The following is an 18,902-nucleotide window of genomic DNA, read 5'->3' as shown; positions in this document are numbered from 1 at the left end:
CCGGGTCCGGTCCTTCGGACCGTCCCGGGATGACGCGCTCCGCGCGTCAGTTCCGGTCTTCCGGGAGCGTCGGCAGCGGCGAGACCTCGATGCCTTCGTCGATCAGCGACTTCGCCTCTTCCGGCGAGGCTTCGCCATAGATCGGACGGTGCTCCTTGTCGCCGTAGTGCATGGCGCGAGCCTCGTTGGCAAAACGCTCGCCGACATTGTCGGCGTTCTTGACGATATGATCGCGCAGCTCCTTGAGCTTGGCGCGCAGCTCGCGCTCCTGCGCCATCAGCAGCGAGGTCGGTCCTGACGGTGCAGCCTCGGGCGTGGCCGCAGCAGTGGGCTCCGGCGGCGGCACTGCGGGACCGCGGCCCTTCTTGCCGACGATGCGTGGCGCCATGATCGCCTTGTCGACCTTGGCCGAGCCGCAGATCGGGCAGGTCACGAGCTTCCGCTTCACCTGCGAATCATAGGCCGACGAGCTCTGGAACCAGCTCTCGAAGGCGTGGTCCCGGTCGCAGCGAAGGGCGTAGCGGATCATGCCGATCCCCGCACGAGGTGCAAATGGTCCGGCCCAGCCTTGGGATCGGAGACGCCGAAGCGGCGGCCGTGCTGGAGCGATGGAATCGCCCGGCGGGCGGTCTCGACCTTGGCCGGATCGATCCTGGCCATGATGATGCCGGGCTCGACGTCGCCCTCGGCGAGGATCTCGCCCCAGGGATCGATGATCAGCGAATGGCCGTAAGTCTCGCGCTTGTTCTCGTGCAGGCCGGCCTGGGCCGCAGCGAAGATGAAGCACCCGGTCTCGATCGCGCGTGCGCGCAGCAGCACGTGCCAATGCGCTTCGCCGGTCTTGCGGGTGAAGGCCGACGGCACCGTGATGAAATACGCGCCGCTCTCGGCGAGCGCGCGGTAGAGCGCGGGGAAGCGCACATCGTAGCAGATCGTCAAGCCCACGCGGCCCCAGGGCAGATCCGAGATCACGGCGCTCTCGCCGGGCTGGTAATTGGCGGATTCGCGATAGCTCTCGCCGTCCGGCAGCTCGATGTCGAACATGTGGATCTTGTCGTAGCTCGCGAGCACATCGCCCTCGGGCCCGATCAGGAAGGAGCGGTTGACCGCCTTCTCCGGCGAGAAGCGCAGCGCCAGCGAGCCGACATGGAGATGAATCTTCAATTCCGCCGCAAGCGCGCGGTAGGCCTTCAGCGAAGCGTCGTCCTCTTCACTCTGCAGATGCTCGAACAATGCCTTGCGGTTCAGCTGCATCATGTTGCTGACTTCGGGCGTCTGCACGTAGTCGGCGCCGTTGGCCGCAGCCTGCCGGATCAGTTTCGTTGCCTGTTCGAGGCTCGGCTCGGGCATCAGGCCGGTGCGCATCTGCACCATGGCCGCGGTGAAGGTGCGATTCTCGCTCATGACACCGCCTTGACGCTCTCGAGCATGCCGTCGAGCTTGCCGTCGCGGTCGAGTGCATAGAGCTCGTCGCAGCCGCCGACATGGGTGCCGCCGATCCAGATCTGCGGGAAAGTCGAACCTTGGCCGGCGCGGCCGTACATTTCCTGGCGCCAGGACGGGTTCTTGGCGACGTCGAATTCGGTGAAGGTCGCCTTCTTGCGGGTCAGCAGCGACTTGGCGGCGGAACAATAGCCGCAGCCCGGCCGGGTGTAGATCTCGACAGCAGCAGTCATTTCGTCTGGCGCTCTCATGTCATGAATTCATTGAACTATATGGGACGGGGGCCGCTTTCGACAACCCGGGCGAAGACCAGCACGTCGACCTGGGCCGCTTTGGCGCGCAGCAGGACCCGCGCGCAGGCATCCAGCGTCGCCCCTGACGTCAGGACATCGTCGACCAGGACAATGCGGCGGCCCTGGATCTCGGCCTGACGGTCGGGGGATACCTGAAATGCGCCCTGCACATTGGTGGCGCGCTGGGCGCGCGACAGGCCGATCTGCTGCTCGGTGGCGCGCACCCGGCGCAGCACCTCGCTCTGCACATTGACGCCGCTCTGCCGCGCGATCACGCGCGCCAGCGCCCCGGACTGGTTGTAGCGGCGCCGCCAGGCCCGCCGCCAATGCAGGGGCACCGACACCAGCATGTCGGCGCCGGCGAGCAGCTCGCCGCCCGCGCGGGCCATCCAGCGGCCCATGGCGGGCGCCAGATCGGTACGGTCCTGGTATTTCAGCGCATGCACCAGCGTGCGCGCGACGTCGTCGTAACGCACCGCCGCCCGCGCGCGCTGGTAGGCCGGTGGGCTCGCGATCGCCTCCATCGACAGCATGTCGGGGCCGGGGTCATAAACGAAGGGAATGCCCAGCCGTGGGCAGTAGGGCCGTTCGATGAACGACAGCCGCGCCCAGCACGAAGCGCAAACGCCCTCGCCGTCGACCGGCTCGTGGCAGGATACGCACTGCGTCGGCAGGGCGATGTCGAGCGCGAGCCGCGCCGCGCGCGACACCACGTGGCGGCCAGCCGTCCACGCGGCCCGCAGCGGCGCGGCGATCGAGCGGGTGGGGGCGGCGTCGGCTTCCATGAGACAAGGCTAGCGTTCCGCTTGCGAGGGCTCAAGCGGGCTGTACCGGTCTCGTGCCCCGGACGCAGCGCACCGCGCAGTGGTGCGCTACTGAGCCGGGGCCCAGCGAGCCGCACGTGCAGATGCATGGGTCCCGGCTCTGCGCAGCAGCGCAGCGCGTCCGGGACACGAGAGCGTTGCCAGAACCGTGGCGATCGGCGTAACCAGCGGCATGGCTCAGACCCCGCAAACCCCGCCCGCCTTGTTCGATCGCGCCTTGCTGAACGCGCGGCAGCTGCGCGCGCAGGCGCTGGGCGAGGTGACATTTCTGCTCGATCGCGTGGCCGAGGACATGTCCGACCGGCTGGCTGCCGTGATGCGCGAATTTCACGCTCCGGCCGATCTCTGGACGCCCGGCGAGGGGCTCGCGGCGTTGCGCACGCGGCTTCCGACCATCGCGCGGATTGCACCCGATGCGACGGGCGCGGAGACACTGCCCTTCGCGCCGGAAAGCCTCGATCTCGTCGTCTCGGCGCTGGCGCTGCAATTCGTCAACGACCTGCCGGGTGTGCTTGCGCAGGTTCGCCGGGCGCTGAAGCCGGACGGCCTGCTGCTCGCCGCGATGATCGGCGGCGACAGCCTGACCGAGTTGCGGCAGGCCTTCGCCGCGGCGGAAGCCGAATGCGAGGGCGGCGTGTCGCCGCGCGTGGCGCCGTTCGCCGACCTGCGCGACATCGGCGCTCTGTTGCAGCGGGCGGGCTTCGCGCTGCCGGTCACCGACGTCGACCGCGTCGTGGTGCGCTATGCCAATGCGTTCGCGCTGATGCAGGATCTCCGCCGCATGGGCGCGGCCAACGTGATGATCGAGCGGCGGCGCACGCCGAGCCGGCGCGCGACGCTGCTGCGGATGGCCGAGATCTACGCCGAGCGCTTTGCCGATGCCGACGGCCGCATCCGTGCGACGTTCGACGTCATCTGGCTGTCCGGCTGGGCCCCGCATGCGAGCCAGCAGCAGCCGCTGAAGCCGGGATCGGCCAAGGCGAGCCTGGCGGAAGCGGTGAAGAAGATGGGGGAACGCTGAGTCGCTCTCTCTCTCCGTCGTGGCCGAGATCGTCGTCCAAGAATTGGATGTCGTCCCGGACAAGCGTAGCCTGGCAACGCGCAGCGTTGTCCAGAGCGCAGCGCCGATCCGGGACCCATAACCACAGGAAGTCGTTTGGCGAGGATTCGGAGTGACCACTTCCTCTACAACATGGCTCCGTGGTTATGGGTCCCGGATCTGCGCGCGCTTTGGGCGCGCTTGTCCGGGACGACGATAGAGATTGAGGCGTGGCGACTGCGACCTCACATCAGCAGATCGATCAGATGCGGGATCAGCGGAATGTCCGCCGGCGGCATCGGATAGTCACGCAGCTTGTTGGCGCGGACCCAGGCGAGGTTTTGCCCTTCGCGCGGCGTCACCACGCCCTCCCAGCGCCGGCAGATGTAGAGCGGCATCAGGAGGTGAAAGGTCTCGTAGCCGTAGCTGGCGAAGGTCAGCGGCGCGAGGCATGGCTCGGCGACGGTGATGCCGAGCTCCTCATGGAGCTCGCGGATCAGGCTCTGCTCCGGCCGCTCGCCCGGCTCGAGCTTGCCGCCGGGAAATTCCCAGAGGCCGGCCAGCTGCTTGCCCTCGGGACGTTGCGCGATCAGGATGCGCTTGTCGGCATCGACCAGCGCGCAGGCCACGACGAGGGTGAGCTTCAGTTCGGCCATCCGGTCAGGACCTGTAATCCCCGTTGATCGCGACGTATTCCTTGGTGAGGTCGCAGGTCAGCACGCGGTCGCGGCCCTTGCCGAGGCCGAGCGAGACCAGAATCGCGATCTCCGGCGCCTTCATCGCTTCCGACACCTGCGCTTCGTCATAGTCGGGATCGCGGGCGCCGCTCTTGGCGACGCGGATGCCGTTGAACGAGATCGAGAGCTTGTCGCGATCGGCCGGCTCGCCGGCCTTGCCGACCGCCATCACCACGCGGCCCCAATTGGCGTCCTCGCCCGCGATCGCGGTCTTCACCAGCGGCGAGTTGGCGATCGACATCGCGATTCTGCGCGCCGAGGCCTTGGTCTTGGCGCCCTCGACCGTGATCTCGACCAGCTTGCGCGCGCCTTCGCCGTCGCGCGCCACCTGCTCGGCGAGGTTGGCAAGCACCTGGTTGAAGGCCTTGACGAAGGCCTTCAGGCGCGGATCGCTGGCGCGGCTGATCTTCGGTGCGCCGTGCCCGGCGGCGGCGCCGGTCGCAAAGGCCAGCAGCGTGTCCGACGTCGACGTGTCGCCGTCGATCGTCACCGCATTGAAAGTGTCCTCGACGCCGCTCTTGAGCAGCGTCTGCAGCGCGGCCGGCGCGATCGGGGCGTCGGTGAAGATGAACGACAGCATCGTTGCCATGTCGGGCGCGATCATGCCGGCGCCCTTGGCCATGCCGTTGATGGTGACCCTGGCCTTGCCGAGCTTGACCGTCGCGGTCGCGACCTTCGGAAAGGTGTCGGTGGTCATGATCGCCTTGGCCGCGGCGAGATAGTCGCCGGGCTCGGCGGTCTCGGCGAGGCGGCCGAGCACGCCGTCGAACTTGGTCGCATCCAGCGGCTCGCCGATCACGCCGGTCGAGGCGAGGAAGATCTCGCCCTCGCTGCACCCGACCGCCTTGGCGGCGATCTTCGCGGTCAGCGCGGTGGAGGCGCGGCCGGTCTTGCCGGTGAAGGCATTGGCATTGCCGGAATTGACCACGAGCGCGCGCGCCTTGCCGCCCTTCAGCTTGGCGCGGCACCATTCCACCGGGGCGGAGGGGCACTTCGACTTGGTGAAAACGCCGGCGACGGCGGTGCCCTTGTCCATCACCGCCAGCAGCACGTCGGTGCGGTTCTTGTAGCGGATGCCGGCTTCGGCCGTCGCAAGACGGATGCCCGCGATCACGGGCATATCAGGGACGGTTTTGGGGACGAGGGGAGAGACGGCAGAGGACATCGTGGGGCGCCTTGGTAGGTCTGGACATGCAGATGGCCGGGGGATGCCCGGCCATTGCGATGCTTAGATACTCTCGGCGTCAGCGAAGTGACAGCGAATTCTTACTTCTTCGCGGTCTTACTTCTTCGCCGGGGGCGCCATCTTGCTGTCGGACGGCTTGGCAGGGTCCGCCGGCTTCGCATCGGACGACTTGGCGTCCTTGGACGCATCCGCCGCCGGCTGGTCGAGCCGCTCGACCTTGGCTTCGGTGCGCAGCTTGGCGACATACTCGGCCTGAGCCTTGCGGGTCACGTACTGCTCGATCTGGGCCTTGACCTGCTCGAAATCGGGCGCCTTGCGGTTGCGCTTTTCCTCGACCTTGATGATGTGCCAGCCGAACTGCGACTTCACGGGGTCGGAGATCTTGCCGGGCTCGAGCGAGAACGCCACGGCCGAGAACTCCGGCACCATCTGCTCCTTGGTGAAGAAGCCGAGGTCGCCGCCATCGGCGGAGCCCGGGTCCTTGGACTTCTTCTTGGCGAGCTCGGCGAAATCGGCGCCCTTGTCGAGCTCGGCCTTCACCGCCTTGGCCTCGTCCTCGGTCTCGACCAGGATGTGGCGGGCGCGCACCTCCTGCTCGCCGGTGATCTGCTTGGCGGCTTCCTCGTAGACCTTCTTCATGGCGTCCGGCGTGGTGGCGGCCTTGCCCTCATTGGCGAGCAGGCTGTCCATCAGGAGCCGGTTGCGGGCGAATGCCAGGCGCTTCTTGAACTCCTCGCTGTCGGCGATCTTCTTGTCTTCGGCAGCCTTGCTGACGATCTTCATGTCGATCAGGAAGGACAGGACGTTCTCGTCCTTGGTCGCCGGGTCCATCTGGGCGAGGCTCGGCCCGAGTTCCTCCTCGGCCATGGTGACGTCGCTCTTCTTGATTTCCGCGCCATTGACCTTCGCCAGCACCGGATCGTCGGCGGCCCGGAGCGGGCCCGCGAACGCCAGGGACAGCGCCAAGCAGGCTGTCAAGCCGAGGCTGCCAGCCAGGGCCGACGCATGCCGGAAGCGCTGGCCGGTGGTTACCGGGAACGAGGTGGTCATGGAAAATCCTTATGTTGAAGCAGGGGGCTGCTCGAGCGGGGCGGACACTCGCCCAATTCAGGGGGGCTTGGCAACGCGAAAAGTCTGTCAAAATGATGAATTAGCCGCAATGCGCCCGCCGTTGACAAGGCCCTGACCGGGCCATATCTCTGCCCGGTCGCGACCATGGCGATGGCGTTTATTTTGCTGCGTTTTTGGCCGTTGAACCCAGACTTGCCCAATTCCCACCCATATGGCGGATGAACCCGCAGTCCGGGCTCTGATGCCGCGAGGCGTCACGGTGAGTTGATAGGCAGGCGGGTGACAACTTCTTGGCTGCAACGCGGTTGAATCGCGAACACAGGAACTAGGCATGATCGGCGCGCTCGCCCGCAAGTTTTTCGGCTCCGCCAACGACCGGCGGGTGAAGGGATATCAGTCCCGCGTCAACGCGATCAACGCGCTGGAGCCCGAGGTCTCGAAACTCTCCGACGAGGCGCTGAAAGCGCGCACCGCCGACTTCAAGAAGCAGCTCGCCGAAGGCAAGACGCTCGACGATCTCCTGGTGCCGGCCTTCGCTACCGTGCGCGAGGCGGCCAAGCGCACGCTCGGCCAGCGTCATTTCGACGTCCAGCTGATCGGCGGCATGGTGCTGCACGAGGGCGACATCGCCGAGATGAAGACCGGCGAAGGCAAGACGCTGGTCGCGACGCTCGCGGTCTACCTCAATGCGCTCGCCGGCAAGGGCGTCCATGTCGTCACCGTCAACGACTACCTCGCCCGCCGCGACTCCGGCTGGATGGGCCAGATCTACGGCTTCCTCGGCATGACCACCGGCGTGATCGTGCACGGCCTCGACGATGCCGAGCGCAAGGCGGCCTATGCCTGCGACATCACCTACGGCACCAACAACGAATACGGCTTCGACTATCTGCGCGACAACATGAAGTACCGGCTCGAGGACATGGTCCAGCGCCCGCACTTCTTCGCCATCGTCGACGAGGTCGACTCCATCCTGATCGACGAGGCGCGCACGCCGTTGATCATCTCCGGTCCGCTCGACGACCGCTCGGATTTCTACAACACCATCGACGGCTTCCTGCCCAGGCTCGACAAGACCGATTACGAGGTCGACGAGAAGCAGCGCACGGTGACGCTGACCGAAGCCGGCATGGAGAAGATCGAGACCCTGCTGCGCGACGCCGGCCAGCTCAAGGGCGAGTCGCTCTACGACGTCGAGAACGTCTCCGTCGTGCACCACATCAACCAGGCCCTGCGCGCCCACACGCTGTTCACGCGCGACAAGGACTACATCGTCCGCGACAACGAGGTCGTCATCATCGACGAGTTCACCGGGCGCATGATGCCGGGCCGCCGCTATTCGGAAGGCCTGCACCAGGCGCTGGAGGCCAAGGAGCACGTCCAGGTCCAGCCCGAGAACCAGACGCTGGCCTCGATCACCTTCCAGAACTACTTCCGCATGTACGAGAAGCTCGCGGGCATGACCGGCACGGCCGCGACCGAAGCGGACGAATTGTTCGACATCTACAAGCTCGAGGTCGTGGAGATCCCGACCAATCTGGCGGTTGCGCGCCTCGACGAGGACGACGAGGTCTATCGTACCCAGCAGGAGAAATACGCAGCCATTCTTGCCGAGATCGAGCGCGCCAATTCGCGGCTCCAGCCCGTGCTGGTCGGCACGGCGTCGATCGAGAAATCTGAGGTGCTTGCCGAGTTCCTGAAGAAGAACGGCTACAAGCAGATCGATTTCGGCAAGGAGGGCGCGCTCGACAAGCTCTATGCCGCGGCCCGCGCCGGCAAGCAGGCGAAGCTGTTCGCGGTGCTGAACGCGCGCTTCCACGAGCAGGAGGCCTACATCGTCGCGGAAGCCGGCGTGCCCGGCGCGATCACGATCGCCACCAACATGGCCGGCCGCGGCACCGACATCAAGCTCGGCGGCTCGCTGGAGATGCGTATCCAGCAGGAGACCGCTGCTATCACCGACGAGGCCGAGAAGGCGAAGAAGATCGAGCAGATCAAGGCCGACATCGAGCGCTTCCGCGAAATCGTGCTGAAGGCCGAGGAGACCGTCGAGATCGAGCCGGCGAAGGGATCCAAGCCCGCCAAGACCGTGAAGAAGCCCGGCGGCCTCTACATCATCGGCTCCGAGCGCCACGAATCCCGCCGCATCGACAACCAGCTGCGCGGCCGTTCCGGCCGTCAGGGCGATCCCGGCCGCTCGAAGTTCTTCCTGTCGCTCGAAGACGATTTGATGCGGATCTTCGGCTCGGACCGTCTCGACAGCATGCTTCAGCGTCTCGGCCTGCAAGAGGGCGAGGCCATCATCCATCCCTGGATCAACAAGGCCCTGGAGAAGGCGCAGCAGAAGGTCGAGGCGCGCAACTTCGACATCCGCAAGAACCTCCTCAAGTTCGACAACGTCCAGAACGACCAGCGCAAGGTGATCTTCGATCAGCGCGTCGAGCTGATGAAGGACGAGAGCGTCGCCGAGACCGTCACCGACATGCGCCACGCCTTCATCGACGACCTCGTCGCCAAGCACGTGCCCGAGCATGCCTATGCCGAGCAGTGGGACGTCGCGGGTCTGAAGGACGAACTGAAGCGCGTGCTCGATCTCGACCTGCCGGTCGACGAATGGGCGAAGGAAGAAGGCATCGCCGACGAGGAACTGCTGAATCGGATCGAGACCAAGGCCGACGAGCACATGGCGGCCAAGGTCGGGCAATGGGGTCCCGACGTCATGCGTTACGTCGAGAAGACCATCCTGCTCCAGACCCTCGACCATCTCTGGCGCGAGCACCTGATCATGCTCGATCATCTGCGCCAGGTCATTGGCCTCCGCGGCTACGGCCAGCGTGATCCGTTGCAGGAATACAAGACCGAAGCCTTCAATCTCTTCCAGGAGATGAGCGCTCACTTGCGCGAGGCGGTCACGGCGCAGCTGATGCGGGTCGAGATCGTCCCGCCCGAGCAGGAAGCCCCCATGCTGCCGCCGATGGAGGCGCACAAGCTCGACCCCAACACCGGCGAGGACGAGATGGCGCTCGCCAGCGTCACCCTCGGCGCCCCGGCCACGGATGCGTCGCTACGCGATCCGAAGAACCCAGCCAGCTGGGGCAAGATCGGCCGCAACGAGGACTGCCCGTGCGGCTCGGGCAAGAAGTACAAGCACTGCCACGGGCGGTATGCTTAGCGGCTAACTTCGCCGCCGTGCGCGCGTAAGGCGATACTCGCGCCTCATCCTCCGCTGTCGTCGCGCGGCTCGACCGGGCGACCCGGTACGCCGCGGCCTCTCGGCTCAATCACATCCGTCTCTGGAATACTGGATCGCCCGATTAAATCGGGCGATGACGGTTGACCATGTGGCGCTCAGCTCTCACCACGCTGTCGTCCCTGCGGAACGCAGGGACCCATACCGCGGAATCCATAGGTGGCGCGCGGTGCTCGTACCGCGCGAGAAAGCGCAACTGCTAATCTTTGAAACGACCACGGCCTGTGGCTATGGATCCCGGATCTGCGCTCCGCTTCGCTGCGCTTGTCCGGGACGACAAGCGTTGAGAACTCGCCAAGCTAACGTTTCGATTCACGCGCAGATCAATTCGAGCTGTCGATCAGGCTCTCGAGCAGCCGCTTCAATTCGCTCGTCGACTTGCCGCCGTAGCTTTCCAGGATGTGCTCCTCCTGGTCCACCGCCAGCGAGTTGAGCTTCCTGCACAGCACCTTGCCGCGGTCGGAGATGAACATCAGGACTTTGCGGCGGTCGTTCGGGTCCTGCACGCGATAGACCAGCGTGTCGGAGACCATGCGGTCGATCATCTTGGTCAATGTCGGATGGTTGAGCAGCACCGCATCCGCAAGCTCGCCCATCGAGTGGCCGTTGCCATCCGACAGCACTTTCAGGATGCGCCATTGCTCGACGGGAACGCCTTCCTTGCTCAACCGCAGTTCGAGCTGCCGGTTGATTTCCCGGTTGGCTTGCGCGAGCAGGTAGGCGAGGTGTTCGGTGATCGGGGAGTTTTCTTTCGGCGGTTTTGCCACGGCTAAGACTTCGTCTTGACCCAGATGAGTGAATGTCTTGCAATCAATGCTGCATCTATATGCACTTCAATTCTTGAACATTCAATATTTTCAAAATAGGATCATTGCCCAACAAAAGGGCGGAAGCCGCGGCCGCCTGATCAATGTGCTTTCAGGTCTGGTCCCAGACAGGAGTTGGCGTGCGCGCGACGGTGAACTTCCCGGCTCACGGCGGACCGGCGTTGCCGCCGTCCCTGCTGTTCAGGAATTTGTCGTCATCGGCGGCGGATTTCGACCTGTCCCCGGTCGATGCGCATTTCATGAAGCGGCGCGGCGCCCGCAACAAGCTGCGCATCGGCAACTTCCTCACCTTCACCGGCTCGCCAGGGATCTGGGGCCCGAGTTCCACCAACAGCGCGATGCTGGCGGTCGCCGAGATCAACAAGCGCGGCGGCATTCTGGGCCGCGAGCTGGAGCTGTCGATCTACGATTCCGGCGGCCCGATCGACGAGGTGGTTCGCCGCGCCGAGCAGGCGATCGCCTTCGACGAGGTCGATCTGATCATGGGCTCGCATATCAGTGCCGTCCGCGTAGCGCTGCGCAGGGTCACCGGCGACCGCATCCCCTATATCTACACCCCGGTCTATGAAGGCGGCGAGCGCACGCCGGGGGTCATGGCGATCGGCGAGACGCCGCGCTGGCAGAGCCGGCCCTCGATCCATTGGCTCGCGGAGGTCAAGAAGGCGTCGCGCTGGTACCTGATCGGCAGCGACTACGTCTGGCCCTGGCAGTCGCATCGCGCGGTGAAGCGCTACATCAAGGAAGCGGGCGGCCAGGTCGTCGGCGAGGAGTTCGTTCCGGTCGGCGAGGACAATCACGAGCCGCATCTGGCGCGCATCCGCGCCGCCAGGCCGGACGTGGTGCTGATCTCCCTGATCGGCACCGACAGCATCACCTTCAACCGCGCCTTCGCCGAAGCGGGCCTTGCCACCTCCACGCTGCGGCTCGGGGGCGCGATGGACGAGACCGTGCTGCTCGGCATCGGCGCCGACAACACCGAGAATCTGTTCTGCGCCTCCGGCTATTTCAACTGCATGGCGTCACGCGCCAACGACGAGTTCCTCGGCAAATACGAAGCCATGTTCGGCGCCAATGCGCCGCCGGTCGGTTCCGTCGGCCAGTCGAATTATGAAGGGTTGCGCTTCCTGGAGTCCGTGGCCAACCGCGCCGGCTCGCTGGCGTTTCGTCCGCTGCTGAAGGCCGCGCGCAACACCGTCTACTCGGCCGGCCGCGGTCCCGTGACTCTTCGCGACGGCCGCGCCGAGATGCCGATGTACTTCGCTGAAGCCGACGGTCTCGACTTCAGGATCATCAAGACGTTCTGAAGGCGGCCGCCGATACGTCGCAGCCGTCGCGTGAAATAATACTTGAAAAGGAAAATATTTCCGTCTGTAATATCGCCGCGAAGCCGGATTGGCCCGCGTCGTGCAGGCGCGGGCGGAAGGCTTCCGTTCAACGCCAGGAAACAAGAAGCCTTCAAGGAGAGCGCCGTGACAGTTGTCCTTCCCACGCCCGACCAACTTCGCAGCGTCGCCGAGCAGTGCGGCCTTTCGCTGACCGACGACGACGTCGCCTCGTTCCGCGGCCTGATGCAGGGCTCGATCGAGGCCTACAATCTCGTTGCCGCGATGCCGGACGAGGTGCCGGAGGTGAAGTACCCGCGGACGCCCGGCTACCGGCCCTCGGCCGAGGAGAACCCGCGCAATGCCTGGTATCGCAAGTCGACCGTGAAAGGTGCCGCCAGCGGCAAGCTGAAGGGCAAGACCGTCGCGCTGAAGGACAACATCATGCTGGCCGGCGTTCCCATGACCAACGGGTCGTCGACGCTGGAAGGCTATGTGCCCGATTTCGACGCCACCATCGTCACGCGCATGCTGGATGCCGGCGCCGAGATCAAGGGCAAGGTGCATTGCGAGCACTTCTGCCTGTCCGGCGGCAGCCACACCGGCTCCTACGGGCCGGTGCACAATCCGCACAAGATGGGCTACTCGGCCGGCGGCTCGTCGTCGGGCTCGGGCGTCGTGGTCGCGCTCGGCGAGGTTGACATGGCGATCGGGGGCGATCAGGGCGGCTCGATCCGCATGCCATCCTCGTTCTGCGGCATCTACGGCATGAAGCCGACCTGGGGCCTCGTGCCCTACACCGGGATCATGCCGATCGAGATCTATGTCGACCATACCGGCCCGATGACCGCGACGGTCGCCGACAACGCGCTGCTGCTCGAGGTGCTCGCCGGCGACGACGGCTACGATCCTCGCATCAAGGCTCCGAAGGTCGAGGAATACACCAAGGCGCTCGGCCAGGGCGTCAAGGGCATGAAGATCGGCATCGTCAAGGAAGGTTTCGAGCAGCCGGGCGCAGAGGCTGCGGTGAATGAAAGCGTGCGCGAGGCGGCGAAGCGCTTCAAGGATCTCGGAGCCAGCGTCGAGACGGTGTCGATCCCGATGCACCTCCTGGGCGGCGCGATCTGGACCCCGATCGGTACCGAAGGCCTGACCCAAACCATGATGTTCGGCGACGGCTATGGCCTCAGCCGCGGCGACCTCTATTCGACCTCGCTGATGGATTTCCACCGCGGCTGGCGCCGGCAGGCCGATTCGCTGTCGGAGACCACGAAGCTGTTCATGATGCTTGGCACCTACATCAACAACAATTTCGGCCCACGCTTCTACGGCAAGGCACTCAACATCTCGCGCCGCCTGACCGCGGCCTACGACAAGGCGTTTGGGGATTACGATCTCCTGCTGATGCCGACCACGCCGATGAAGGCGACCAAGCTGCCGGAGCCCAATGCCAGCCGCGAGGAGTACGTCGCCCGCGCGCTCGAGATGATCTCCAACACCGCGCCGTTCGACATCACGCATCATCCCGCGATGTCGCTGCCTTGCGGCATGGTCGATGGCCTGCCCGCCGGCCTGATGCTGGTCGGCCGCATGTTCGAGGAATCCACGATCTACCGCGCCGCCCATGCCTTCGAGCAGATCGGCGACTGGAAGAAGATGTGAACGAGGTGTTGATGCAGGTGGGCGGAACGCCAGGGCGTTTTCGCGCGGACCGGACCCCGGTTCGCGCCAGGAAAACCTGTCAAAACTGGATTCCAGAGGCCCGTTCCGATTCCATCGGAACGGGAAAGGCTCCGGCGCATGGCTAATGCGTTCGTCGCGGCGTTCGAGATCCTGAGCTTCGGGGCGATCATCGTCTTGATCGTGCTGGGGCTCGGGATCATTGCCAGCATGATGGGCATCTTCAACTTCGCGCAAGGCGAGTTCGTCCTGCTCGGGGCCTACATCACCTATCTCGCCTATGCCAGGGGCCTGCCGATCTGGGCGGGCATGGTCGCGGCGCCCTTCGTCGTCGGCGCGCTCGGCTTCGTGCTGGAAGCGCTGATCATCCGCCGCTTCTACGCCGCACCCATCGTCGCCATGCTCGGCACCTATGCGCTCGGCCTGATCATCCGCGAATCCGTGCGCGGCCTGATCGGCGGCTTCTATCTCACCGTGCCGGAGCCGATCGGCGGCTCGATCGACATCGGCTCCGTCCACATCTCGGCCTGGCGCTTCACCATCATCGTCATCACGCTGCTGGTGATGGCCGGCTGTTACCTGCTGCTCTCGCGCACCAGCTTCGGCCTGCGCATGCGCGCCACGCTGGAGAACCCGTCGCTGGCGCGCGCCTCCGGCATCTCCACGCCCTTGATGTACGGCGCCACCTTCGCATTCGGCTCGGCGCTCGCCGGGCTCGCTGGCGCGCTGATCGTGCCGGTGTTCAGCCTCTACGCCGATCTCGGGCTGCGCTTCCTGATCCAGGGCTTTGTCGCGGTCATGGTCGGCGGCGTCGGCTCCTTCATCGGTCCGGTCGCCGGCGCCGGCGTCATCGGCACGCTCAGCGCCGCTCTGCCCTGGGTGATGGCGCCCGTCGTCGCCGATGTCCTCGTCTTCGTGCTCGCCATTGTCTTCATCAAATTCCGCCCGCAGGGCCTCATCGCTGGAAAAGGGGTTTAATCACATGCTCGATCGTACTCACCTCACGCGGCGTCGTTTCCTCTCCAATTTAGCCTTTGCGTCCGGCGCGGTCGCAACCGGTGTCGGCAGCTGGGTGATCCCGGCGCCCTGGGCCAATGCGGCGGAAGGCCCGATCAAGGTCGGCATCGCCACCGACCTCACCGGCCCGATCGCCTATGCCGGCAACGCCGACGCCAACGTCGCCAAGATGGTGATCAAGGAGATCAACTCGGCCGGCGGCCTGCTCGGCCGTCCGCTCGAGCTCTACATCGAGGACACCGCGTCCAACGAATCCGTCGCCGTCGGCAACGTGCGAAAGCTGATCCAGCGCGACAAGGTCGACATGGTGCTCGGCGGCATCACCTCGTCGATGCGCAATGCGATCAAGGATCCGATCGTCGCTCGCGGCAAGACGCTCTACATCTATCCGCAGCTCTACGAAGGCAAGGAGTGCACGCCCTACCTGTTCTGCACCGGCCCGACGCCGGCGCAGCAGTGCGACGAGTTCATCCCCTGGCTGATCAAGAACGGCGGCAAGAAGTTCGCGCTGCCCAGCGCCAACTACGTCTGGCCGCACACGCTCAACGTCTACGCCCGCAAGGTGATCGAAGCCAATGGCGGCGAGGTCGTGTTCGAGGAATATTACCCGCTCGACCAGGTCGACTTCTCCTCGACCGTCAACCGCATCATCTCCAACAAGGTCGATGTCGTCTTCAACACCGTCATCCCGCCGGGCGTCGGTCCGTTCTTCAAGCAGCTCTATGAAGCGGGCTTCCTCAAGAACGGCGGGCGGCTCGCCTGCGTCTACTATGACGAGAACACGCTCAACATCAACCAGGCCGCGGAGATCGAGGGCCTCGCGAGCTGCCTCGACTATTTCAAGGTGCTGACCAAGGAAAACCCGTTCGACGCCAAGATCCAGGCCGCGTACGAGAAGGATTTCCCCGGCAACTTCCTGTTCGCCGCCGGCAGCGCCGCCACCGGCACCTATCGCGGCCTGAAGCTGTGGGAGGCCGCGGTCAAGGAAGCGGGCAAGATCGACCGTGAGTCGGTTGCCGCCGCGCTCGACCACGCCAAGATCGCGGAAGGTCCAGGCGGGCCCGCCGAGATGGTGCCGGGCAAGCGGCACTGCAAGATGAAGATGTACACCGCGGTCGCCAAGGGCGGGAACTACGAGATCGTCGCCCGCAGCAACGGCCTCGTCGATCCCAAGGAATGCTGATCTTCACCTCTCCCGCAGGGAGAGGTCGGGTCGCATCGCAAGATGCGATCCGGGTGAGGGGATCAGGTCTCGCTGGATGCCGCGGCCCCTCACCCGGATTGCTCTGGACGATGCTGCGCATCGCCAGGCGCAATCCGACCTCTCCCCTACGGAGAGAGGTGTTGGCCTCCGCGAAACGCCAAATTCGGAATGCTGAAGTCCATGGGTGCAGCTAAGCAGGCGGTCCACGCCGACGTCGGGGACGAGACAGACGCTTTGGTGGCCGAAAGCGTGCCAGCGAAGCAAGCGTCGACGCGAAAAATCTTGCCGATCGTGGAGGGCATCGTGCTGGTCGCGGCGCTGCTCGCGCCGCTGGTGTTGCAGGACTATCTCACGGTGTTCGCGACGCGGGTGATCATCCTGGCGCTGTTCGCGCTGTCGTTCGACCTGGTCTGGGGCTATGCCGGCATCATGAGCTTCGGCCAGGCCTTGTTCTTCGGCTCGGCCGGCTACGGCGTCGCGCTGCTCGCGCGCGACCTCGACATCACCAACATCCTCCTGGTGCTGCCGGCGGGGACCATCATCGGACTCGCCTTCGCGCTCCTGCTCGGCGGCTTCCTGCTGCTGGGACGGCATCCCTCGAGCGTGATCTTCGTGTCGCTGGGCACGCTCACCGGCTCCTACGCCGCCGATCGCCTGGCCCGCGGCTGGTATTATCTCGGCGGCCAGAACGGCATTCCCTCGATCGCGCCGATGTCGCTCGGCGGCTACGAGTTCACGGAAGGCCCGGCCTTCTACTATCTCGTGCTCGGGATCCTCGTCGTCGTCTATCTGCTCTGCCGCTTCCTGGTGCGTTCGCAGTTCGGCCTGGCGCTCGCGGGCCTCCGCGAGAACGAGCAGCGCATCGCCTTCTTCGGCTACAAGGTGCAGCATCTGAAAGCCATCATCTTCACCATCGGCGGCGCCATTGCGGGCCTTGCCGGCAGCCTCTACGCCTTCCACGAGGGCTTCGTCTGGCCCAACATGGTCGGCGTCGTGGTCTCGACCCAAGTCGTGCTCTACGTGCTGTTCGGCGGCTCGGGGACGCTGATCGGCGCCGTCATCGGCACCGTCATCGTCGAGGGCGTCAGCTTCTGGCTGTCGGACAATTACCGTGACGTCTGGCCGATCATCCTGGGCCTGCTGCTGCTGCTCGTGATCCTGTTCCGGCCGCTCGGCCTGATCAGCTTCGTGCTCGGCGAGCGCGAGCGGGTCGGCAGCTTCGGTGCGAAACCAAAGGAGAAGCGCAATGCCGCTCCTTGAGGCCGCCGACATCAAGAAGGTCTTCGGCAAGCTCACGGCGCTCGACGGCGCGGCGCTCACCGTCGGCGAGAACGAATTCCACGGCCTGATCGGCCCGAACGGCTCCGGCAAGAGCACGCTGATGAAGTGCATCGCCGGCGCCGAGGTGCCGACGGAGGGCAAGGTGAGCTTCGTCAATACCGACATCACCGCGTTCACGCCGACCGAGCGGGCGCGGGCCGGCATGAGCCTGAAATTCCAGATCACCAGCGTGCTGCCGACGCTGACGCTCTACGACAACATCCTGCTCGCGCTGCAGGCGCAGTGCTCGCTGCTCGACCTCGTGTTCTCGCGCACGCGCGGTGCGCTGCACGACCAGGTCATGACCATGCTGACGCAGTTCCGCCTCGCCGACCGCGCCTTCGATGCGGCCGCGGCGCTGTCGCATGGCCAGCAGCAATGGCTGGAGATCGCGATGGCGCTCGCCGGCAAGCCGAAGCTGTTGCTGCTCGACGAGCCGACCGGCGGCATGAGCCTGGAGGAGCGCCGCGTCACCGGCGAATTGCTGCAGCCGATCAAGCAGCATTGCTCGCTCGTCATCGTCGAGCACGACCTCGATTTCATCCGCGACATCTGCGATCGTCTCACCGTGCTCGACCAAGGCAAGGTGCTGGCGTCGGGCACGGTGTCCGAGATCCAGGCCAACAAGGCCGTCCAGGAGATCTATCTGCGCCGTGCCTGAATTTTTGGACATCAAGAATCTCGACGCCGGCTATGGCCGCAGCCAGGTCCTGTTCGACGTCAGCCTCGGCATTCCCTGGCGCGGCGGTGTCGCCGTGCTCGGCCGCAACGGCGCCGGCAAGACCACGCTGATGAAGACCATCGTCGGCGAGTTGCCGGCGTGGAGGGGCGAGATCGGCTTCGACGGCCGCGACATCAGCCGCCGCGCCACCCAGGAGCGCGTCCGCGCCGGCATCGGCTACGTGCCGCAGGAGCATTCGGTGTTCGCGCGCCTGTCGGTGCGCGACAATCTCGCGGTCGGCTCGCTCGCGAGCAAGAAGGCCGACGCGGTCGATCACGTGCTGACCATCTTCCCAAAACTCGGCCAGCGCCTCGACCAGCCCGCCGGCACCCTCTCCGGCGGCGAGCGCAAGATGCTCGCGATCGGCCGCGCCATGCTGGGCGATCCGAAACTGCTGCTGCTGGACGAGCCGACCGAAGGCGTCTGGATCGGCGTGATCGAGGAGATCACCGAACGCCTGATCGATCTCGCCAAGGAGATCGCCGTCATCATCGTCGAGCAACACCTCGACCTCGCTTTGCGCGTCGCCGACTACGCCTACGTCCTCGACCGCGGCAGGGTCGCGCTGCAAGGCGAGGCGGGCGAGGTCAGGGACAATCCGGAGCTGGTGCGGTATCTGGCGCCGTAGGGATGCTCGTGAAGCGCGCCGAGCCCACACCGACCACCGCTGTCATGCTCCGCGAAAGCGAGGCATCCGGTATGGTGCTCCGTCTCAGGCCAGGTCCAGACGGAACCTCACTGAAAGCCTCGTTATGCGGGAAGTCGCGACCAGTAGGGCGCGGTTAGAAGCAGCATGAACAGCGCGCGTTCGGCCTGGTACTTTGCGGCATATCGACTTGATTCCCGCCCTCGCACCACGACCGCTCCTCCGCTGGTGCAGACGCTCCAGACCCATCTTTTTCGCTTGCGCTGCACCAAAGTCACTTCGAATGTCGAAAACTCCGATCTGACCATAGTCGCCGCTTCTC

At 65.4% G+C, this 18,902-nt stretch carries 17 protein-coding genes; 9 read left to right on the top strand and 8 right to left on the bottom strand.

Annotated elements, in window-relative coordinates; genetic code table 11:
- Positions 1–46 precede the first annotated feature (46 nt).
- From EDE08_RS30705 to EDE08_RS30690, 4 genes are read right to left on the bottom strand one after another with little or no spacing between them, the layout of a single operon-like run.
- Positions 47–529 carry a DUF1178 family protein gene (locus EDE08_RS30705; RefSeq protein ID WP_131872713.1) on the bottom strand — a complete coding sequence of 161 codons (483 nt, stop codon included), beginning with the start codon at positions 527–529 and terminating at the stop codon, positions 47–49.
- Positions 526–1,404, bottom strand: a complete 879-nt coding sequence (locus tag EDE08_RS30700) for a carbon-nitrogen hydrolase family protein (protein WP_131872711.1) — start codon at positions 1,402–1,404, stop codon at positions 526–528. The genes EDE08_RS30705 and EDE08_RS30700 overlap by 4 nt, the downstream gene beginning before the upstream one ends.
- Positions 1,401–1,676, bottom strand: a complete 276-nt coding sequence (grxC, locus tag EDE08_RS30695; RefSeq protein ID WP_131872709.1) for a glutaredoxin 3 — start codon at positions 1,674–1,676, stop codon at positions 1,401–1,403. The genes EDE08_RS30700 and grxC overlap by 4 nt, the downstream gene beginning before the upstream one ends.
- Before the next feature lie 35 nt (positions 1,677–1,711).
- Positions 1,712–2,521, bottom strand: coding sequence for a ComF family protein (locus EDE08_RS30690; RefSeq protein ID WP_131872707.1), 810 nt, complete (start codon positions 2,519–2,521; stop codon positions 1,712–1,714).
- 211 nt (positions 2,522–2,732) lie between these two features.
- Here EDE08_RS30690 and EDE08_RS30685 point away from each other — a divergent pair, with 211 nt between their 5' ends.
- Positions 2,733–3,581, top strand: a complete 849-nt coding sequence (locus EDE08_RS30685) for a methyltransferase domain-containing protein (RefSeq protein ID WP_131872803.1) — start codon at positions 2,733–2,735, stop codon at positions 3,579–3,581.
- A gap of 263 nt (positions 3,582–3,844) precedes the next feature.
- Here the strand turns inward: EDE08_RS30685 and EDE08_RS30680 are convergent, their stop codons facing one another.
- The 3 genes from EDE08_RS30680 to EDE08_RS30670 form a co-directional block, all read right to left on the bottom strand.
- The gene (locus EDE08_RS30680; protein WP_131872705.1) at positions 3,845–4,255 is read right to left on the bottom strand and encodes a (deoxy)nucleoside triphosphate pyrophosphohydrolase; all 411 of its coding nucleotides are present in this window, start codon (positions 4,253–4,255) and stop codon (positions 3,845–3,847) included.
- 4 nt (positions 4,256–4,259) lie between these two features.
- A complete protein-coding gene (argJ, locus tag EDE08_RS30675; protein ID WP_131872703.1) occupies positions 4,260–5,501 on the bottom strand; it encodes a bifunctional glutamate N-acetyltransferase/amino-acid acetyltransferase ArgJ in 1,242 nt (413 codons plus the stop codon).
- Between the two features lie 117 nt (positions 5,502–5,618).
- Entirely contained in the window at positions 5,619–6,572 is a 954-nt protein-coding gene (locus EDE08_RS30670) for a peptidylprolyl isomerase (RefSeq protein WP_131872701.1), read from the bottom strand.
- A gap of 352 nt (positions 6,573–6,924) precedes the next feature.
- Here EDE08_RS30670 and secA point away from each other — a divergent pair, with 352 nt between their 5' ends.
- Positions 6,925–9,765, top strand: a complete 2,841-nt coding sequence (gene secA, locus EDE08_RS30665; RefSeq protein WP_131872699.1) for a preprotein translocase subunit SecA — start codon at positions 6,925–6,927, stop codon at positions 9,763–9,765.
- A gap of 401 nt (positions 9,766–10,166) precedes the next feature.
- On the opposite strand, the gene EDE08_RS30660 is transcribed toward secA, so the two are convergent.
- The gene (locus EDE08_RS30660) at positions 10,167–10,610 is read right to left on the bottom strand and encodes a MarR family winged helix-turn-helix transcriptional regulator (protein ID WP_061882645.1); all 444 of its coding nucleotides are present in this window, start codon (positions 10,608–10,610) and stop codon (positions 10,167–10,169) included.
- Between the two features lie 179 nt (positions 10,611–10,789).
- Between EDE08_RS30660 and EDE08_RS30655 the strand changes: the two genes are divergently transcribed.
- The 7 genes from EDE08_RS30655 (at position 10,790) to EDE08_RS30620 (ending at position 18,562) form a co-directional block, all read left to right on the top strand.
- The gene (locus EDE08_RS30655; protein ID WP_165936265.1) at positions 10,790–11,974 is read left to right on the top strand and encodes a substrate-binding domain-containing protein; all 1,185 of its coding nucleotides are present in this window, start codon (positions 10,790–10,792) and stop codon (positions 11,972–11,974) included.
- Between the two features lie 165 nt (positions 11,975–12,139).
- Complete coding sequence (locus tag EDE08_RS30650) at positions 12,140–13,654, top strand: amidase (protein ID WP_131872695.1); 1,515 nt, start codon at positions 12,140–12,142, stop codon at positions 13,652–13,654.
- A gap of 138 nt (positions 13,655–13,792) precedes the next feature.
- On the top strand, positions 13,793–14,650 hold the full coding sequence (locus EDE08_RS30640) for a branched-chain amino acid ABC transporter permease (RefSeq protein WP_131872693.1): 858 nt from the start codon (positions 13,793–13,795) through the stop codon (positions 14,648–14,650).
- A 4-nt stretch (positions 14,651–14,654) separates the two neighbouring features.
- A complete protein-coding gene (locus tag EDE08_RS30635; RefSeq protein WP_131872691.1) occupies positions 14,655–15,872 on the top strand; it encodes a substrate-binding protein in 1,218 nt (405 codons plus the stop codon).
- A 189-nt stretch (positions 15,873–16,061) separates the two neighbouring features.
- Positions 16,062–17,153: a branched-chain amino acid ABC transporter permease gene (locus tag EDE08_RS30630; RefSeq protein WP_131872689.1), complete on the top strand. Its 1,092-nt coding sequence runs from the start codon at positions 16,062–16,064 to the stop codon at positions 17,151–17,153.
- A complete protein-coding gene (locus tag EDE08_RS30625; RefSeq protein ID WP_131872687.1) occupies positions 17,140–17,874 on the top strand; it encodes an ABC transporter ATP-binding protein in 735 nt (244 codons plus the stop codon). The genes EDE08_RS30630 and EDE08_RS30625 overlap by 14 nt, the downstream gene beginning before the upstream one ends.
- Positions 17,867–18,562, top strand: a complete 696-nt coding sequence (locus EDE08_RS30620; RefSeq protein ID WP_131872685.1) for a branched-chain amino acid ABC transporter ATP-binding protein — start codon at positions 17,867–17,869, stop codon at positions 18,560–18,562. The genes EDE08_RS30625 and EDE08_RS30620 overlap by 8 nt, the downstream gene beginning before the upstream one ends.
- The last annotated feature ends 340 nt before the right edge of the window (positions 18,563–18,902 follow it).

Source organism: Bradyrhizobium sp. R2.2-H (assembly GCF_004346455.1).
Classification (GTDB): Bacteria; Pseudomonadota; Alphaproteobacteria; order Rhizobiales; family Xanthobacteraceae; genus Bradyrhizobium; species Bradyrhizobium diversitatis.
The sequence above is the reverse complement of the archived record's forward strand: the minus strand, read 5'-3'. Positions and strand labels throughout refer to the sequence as shown.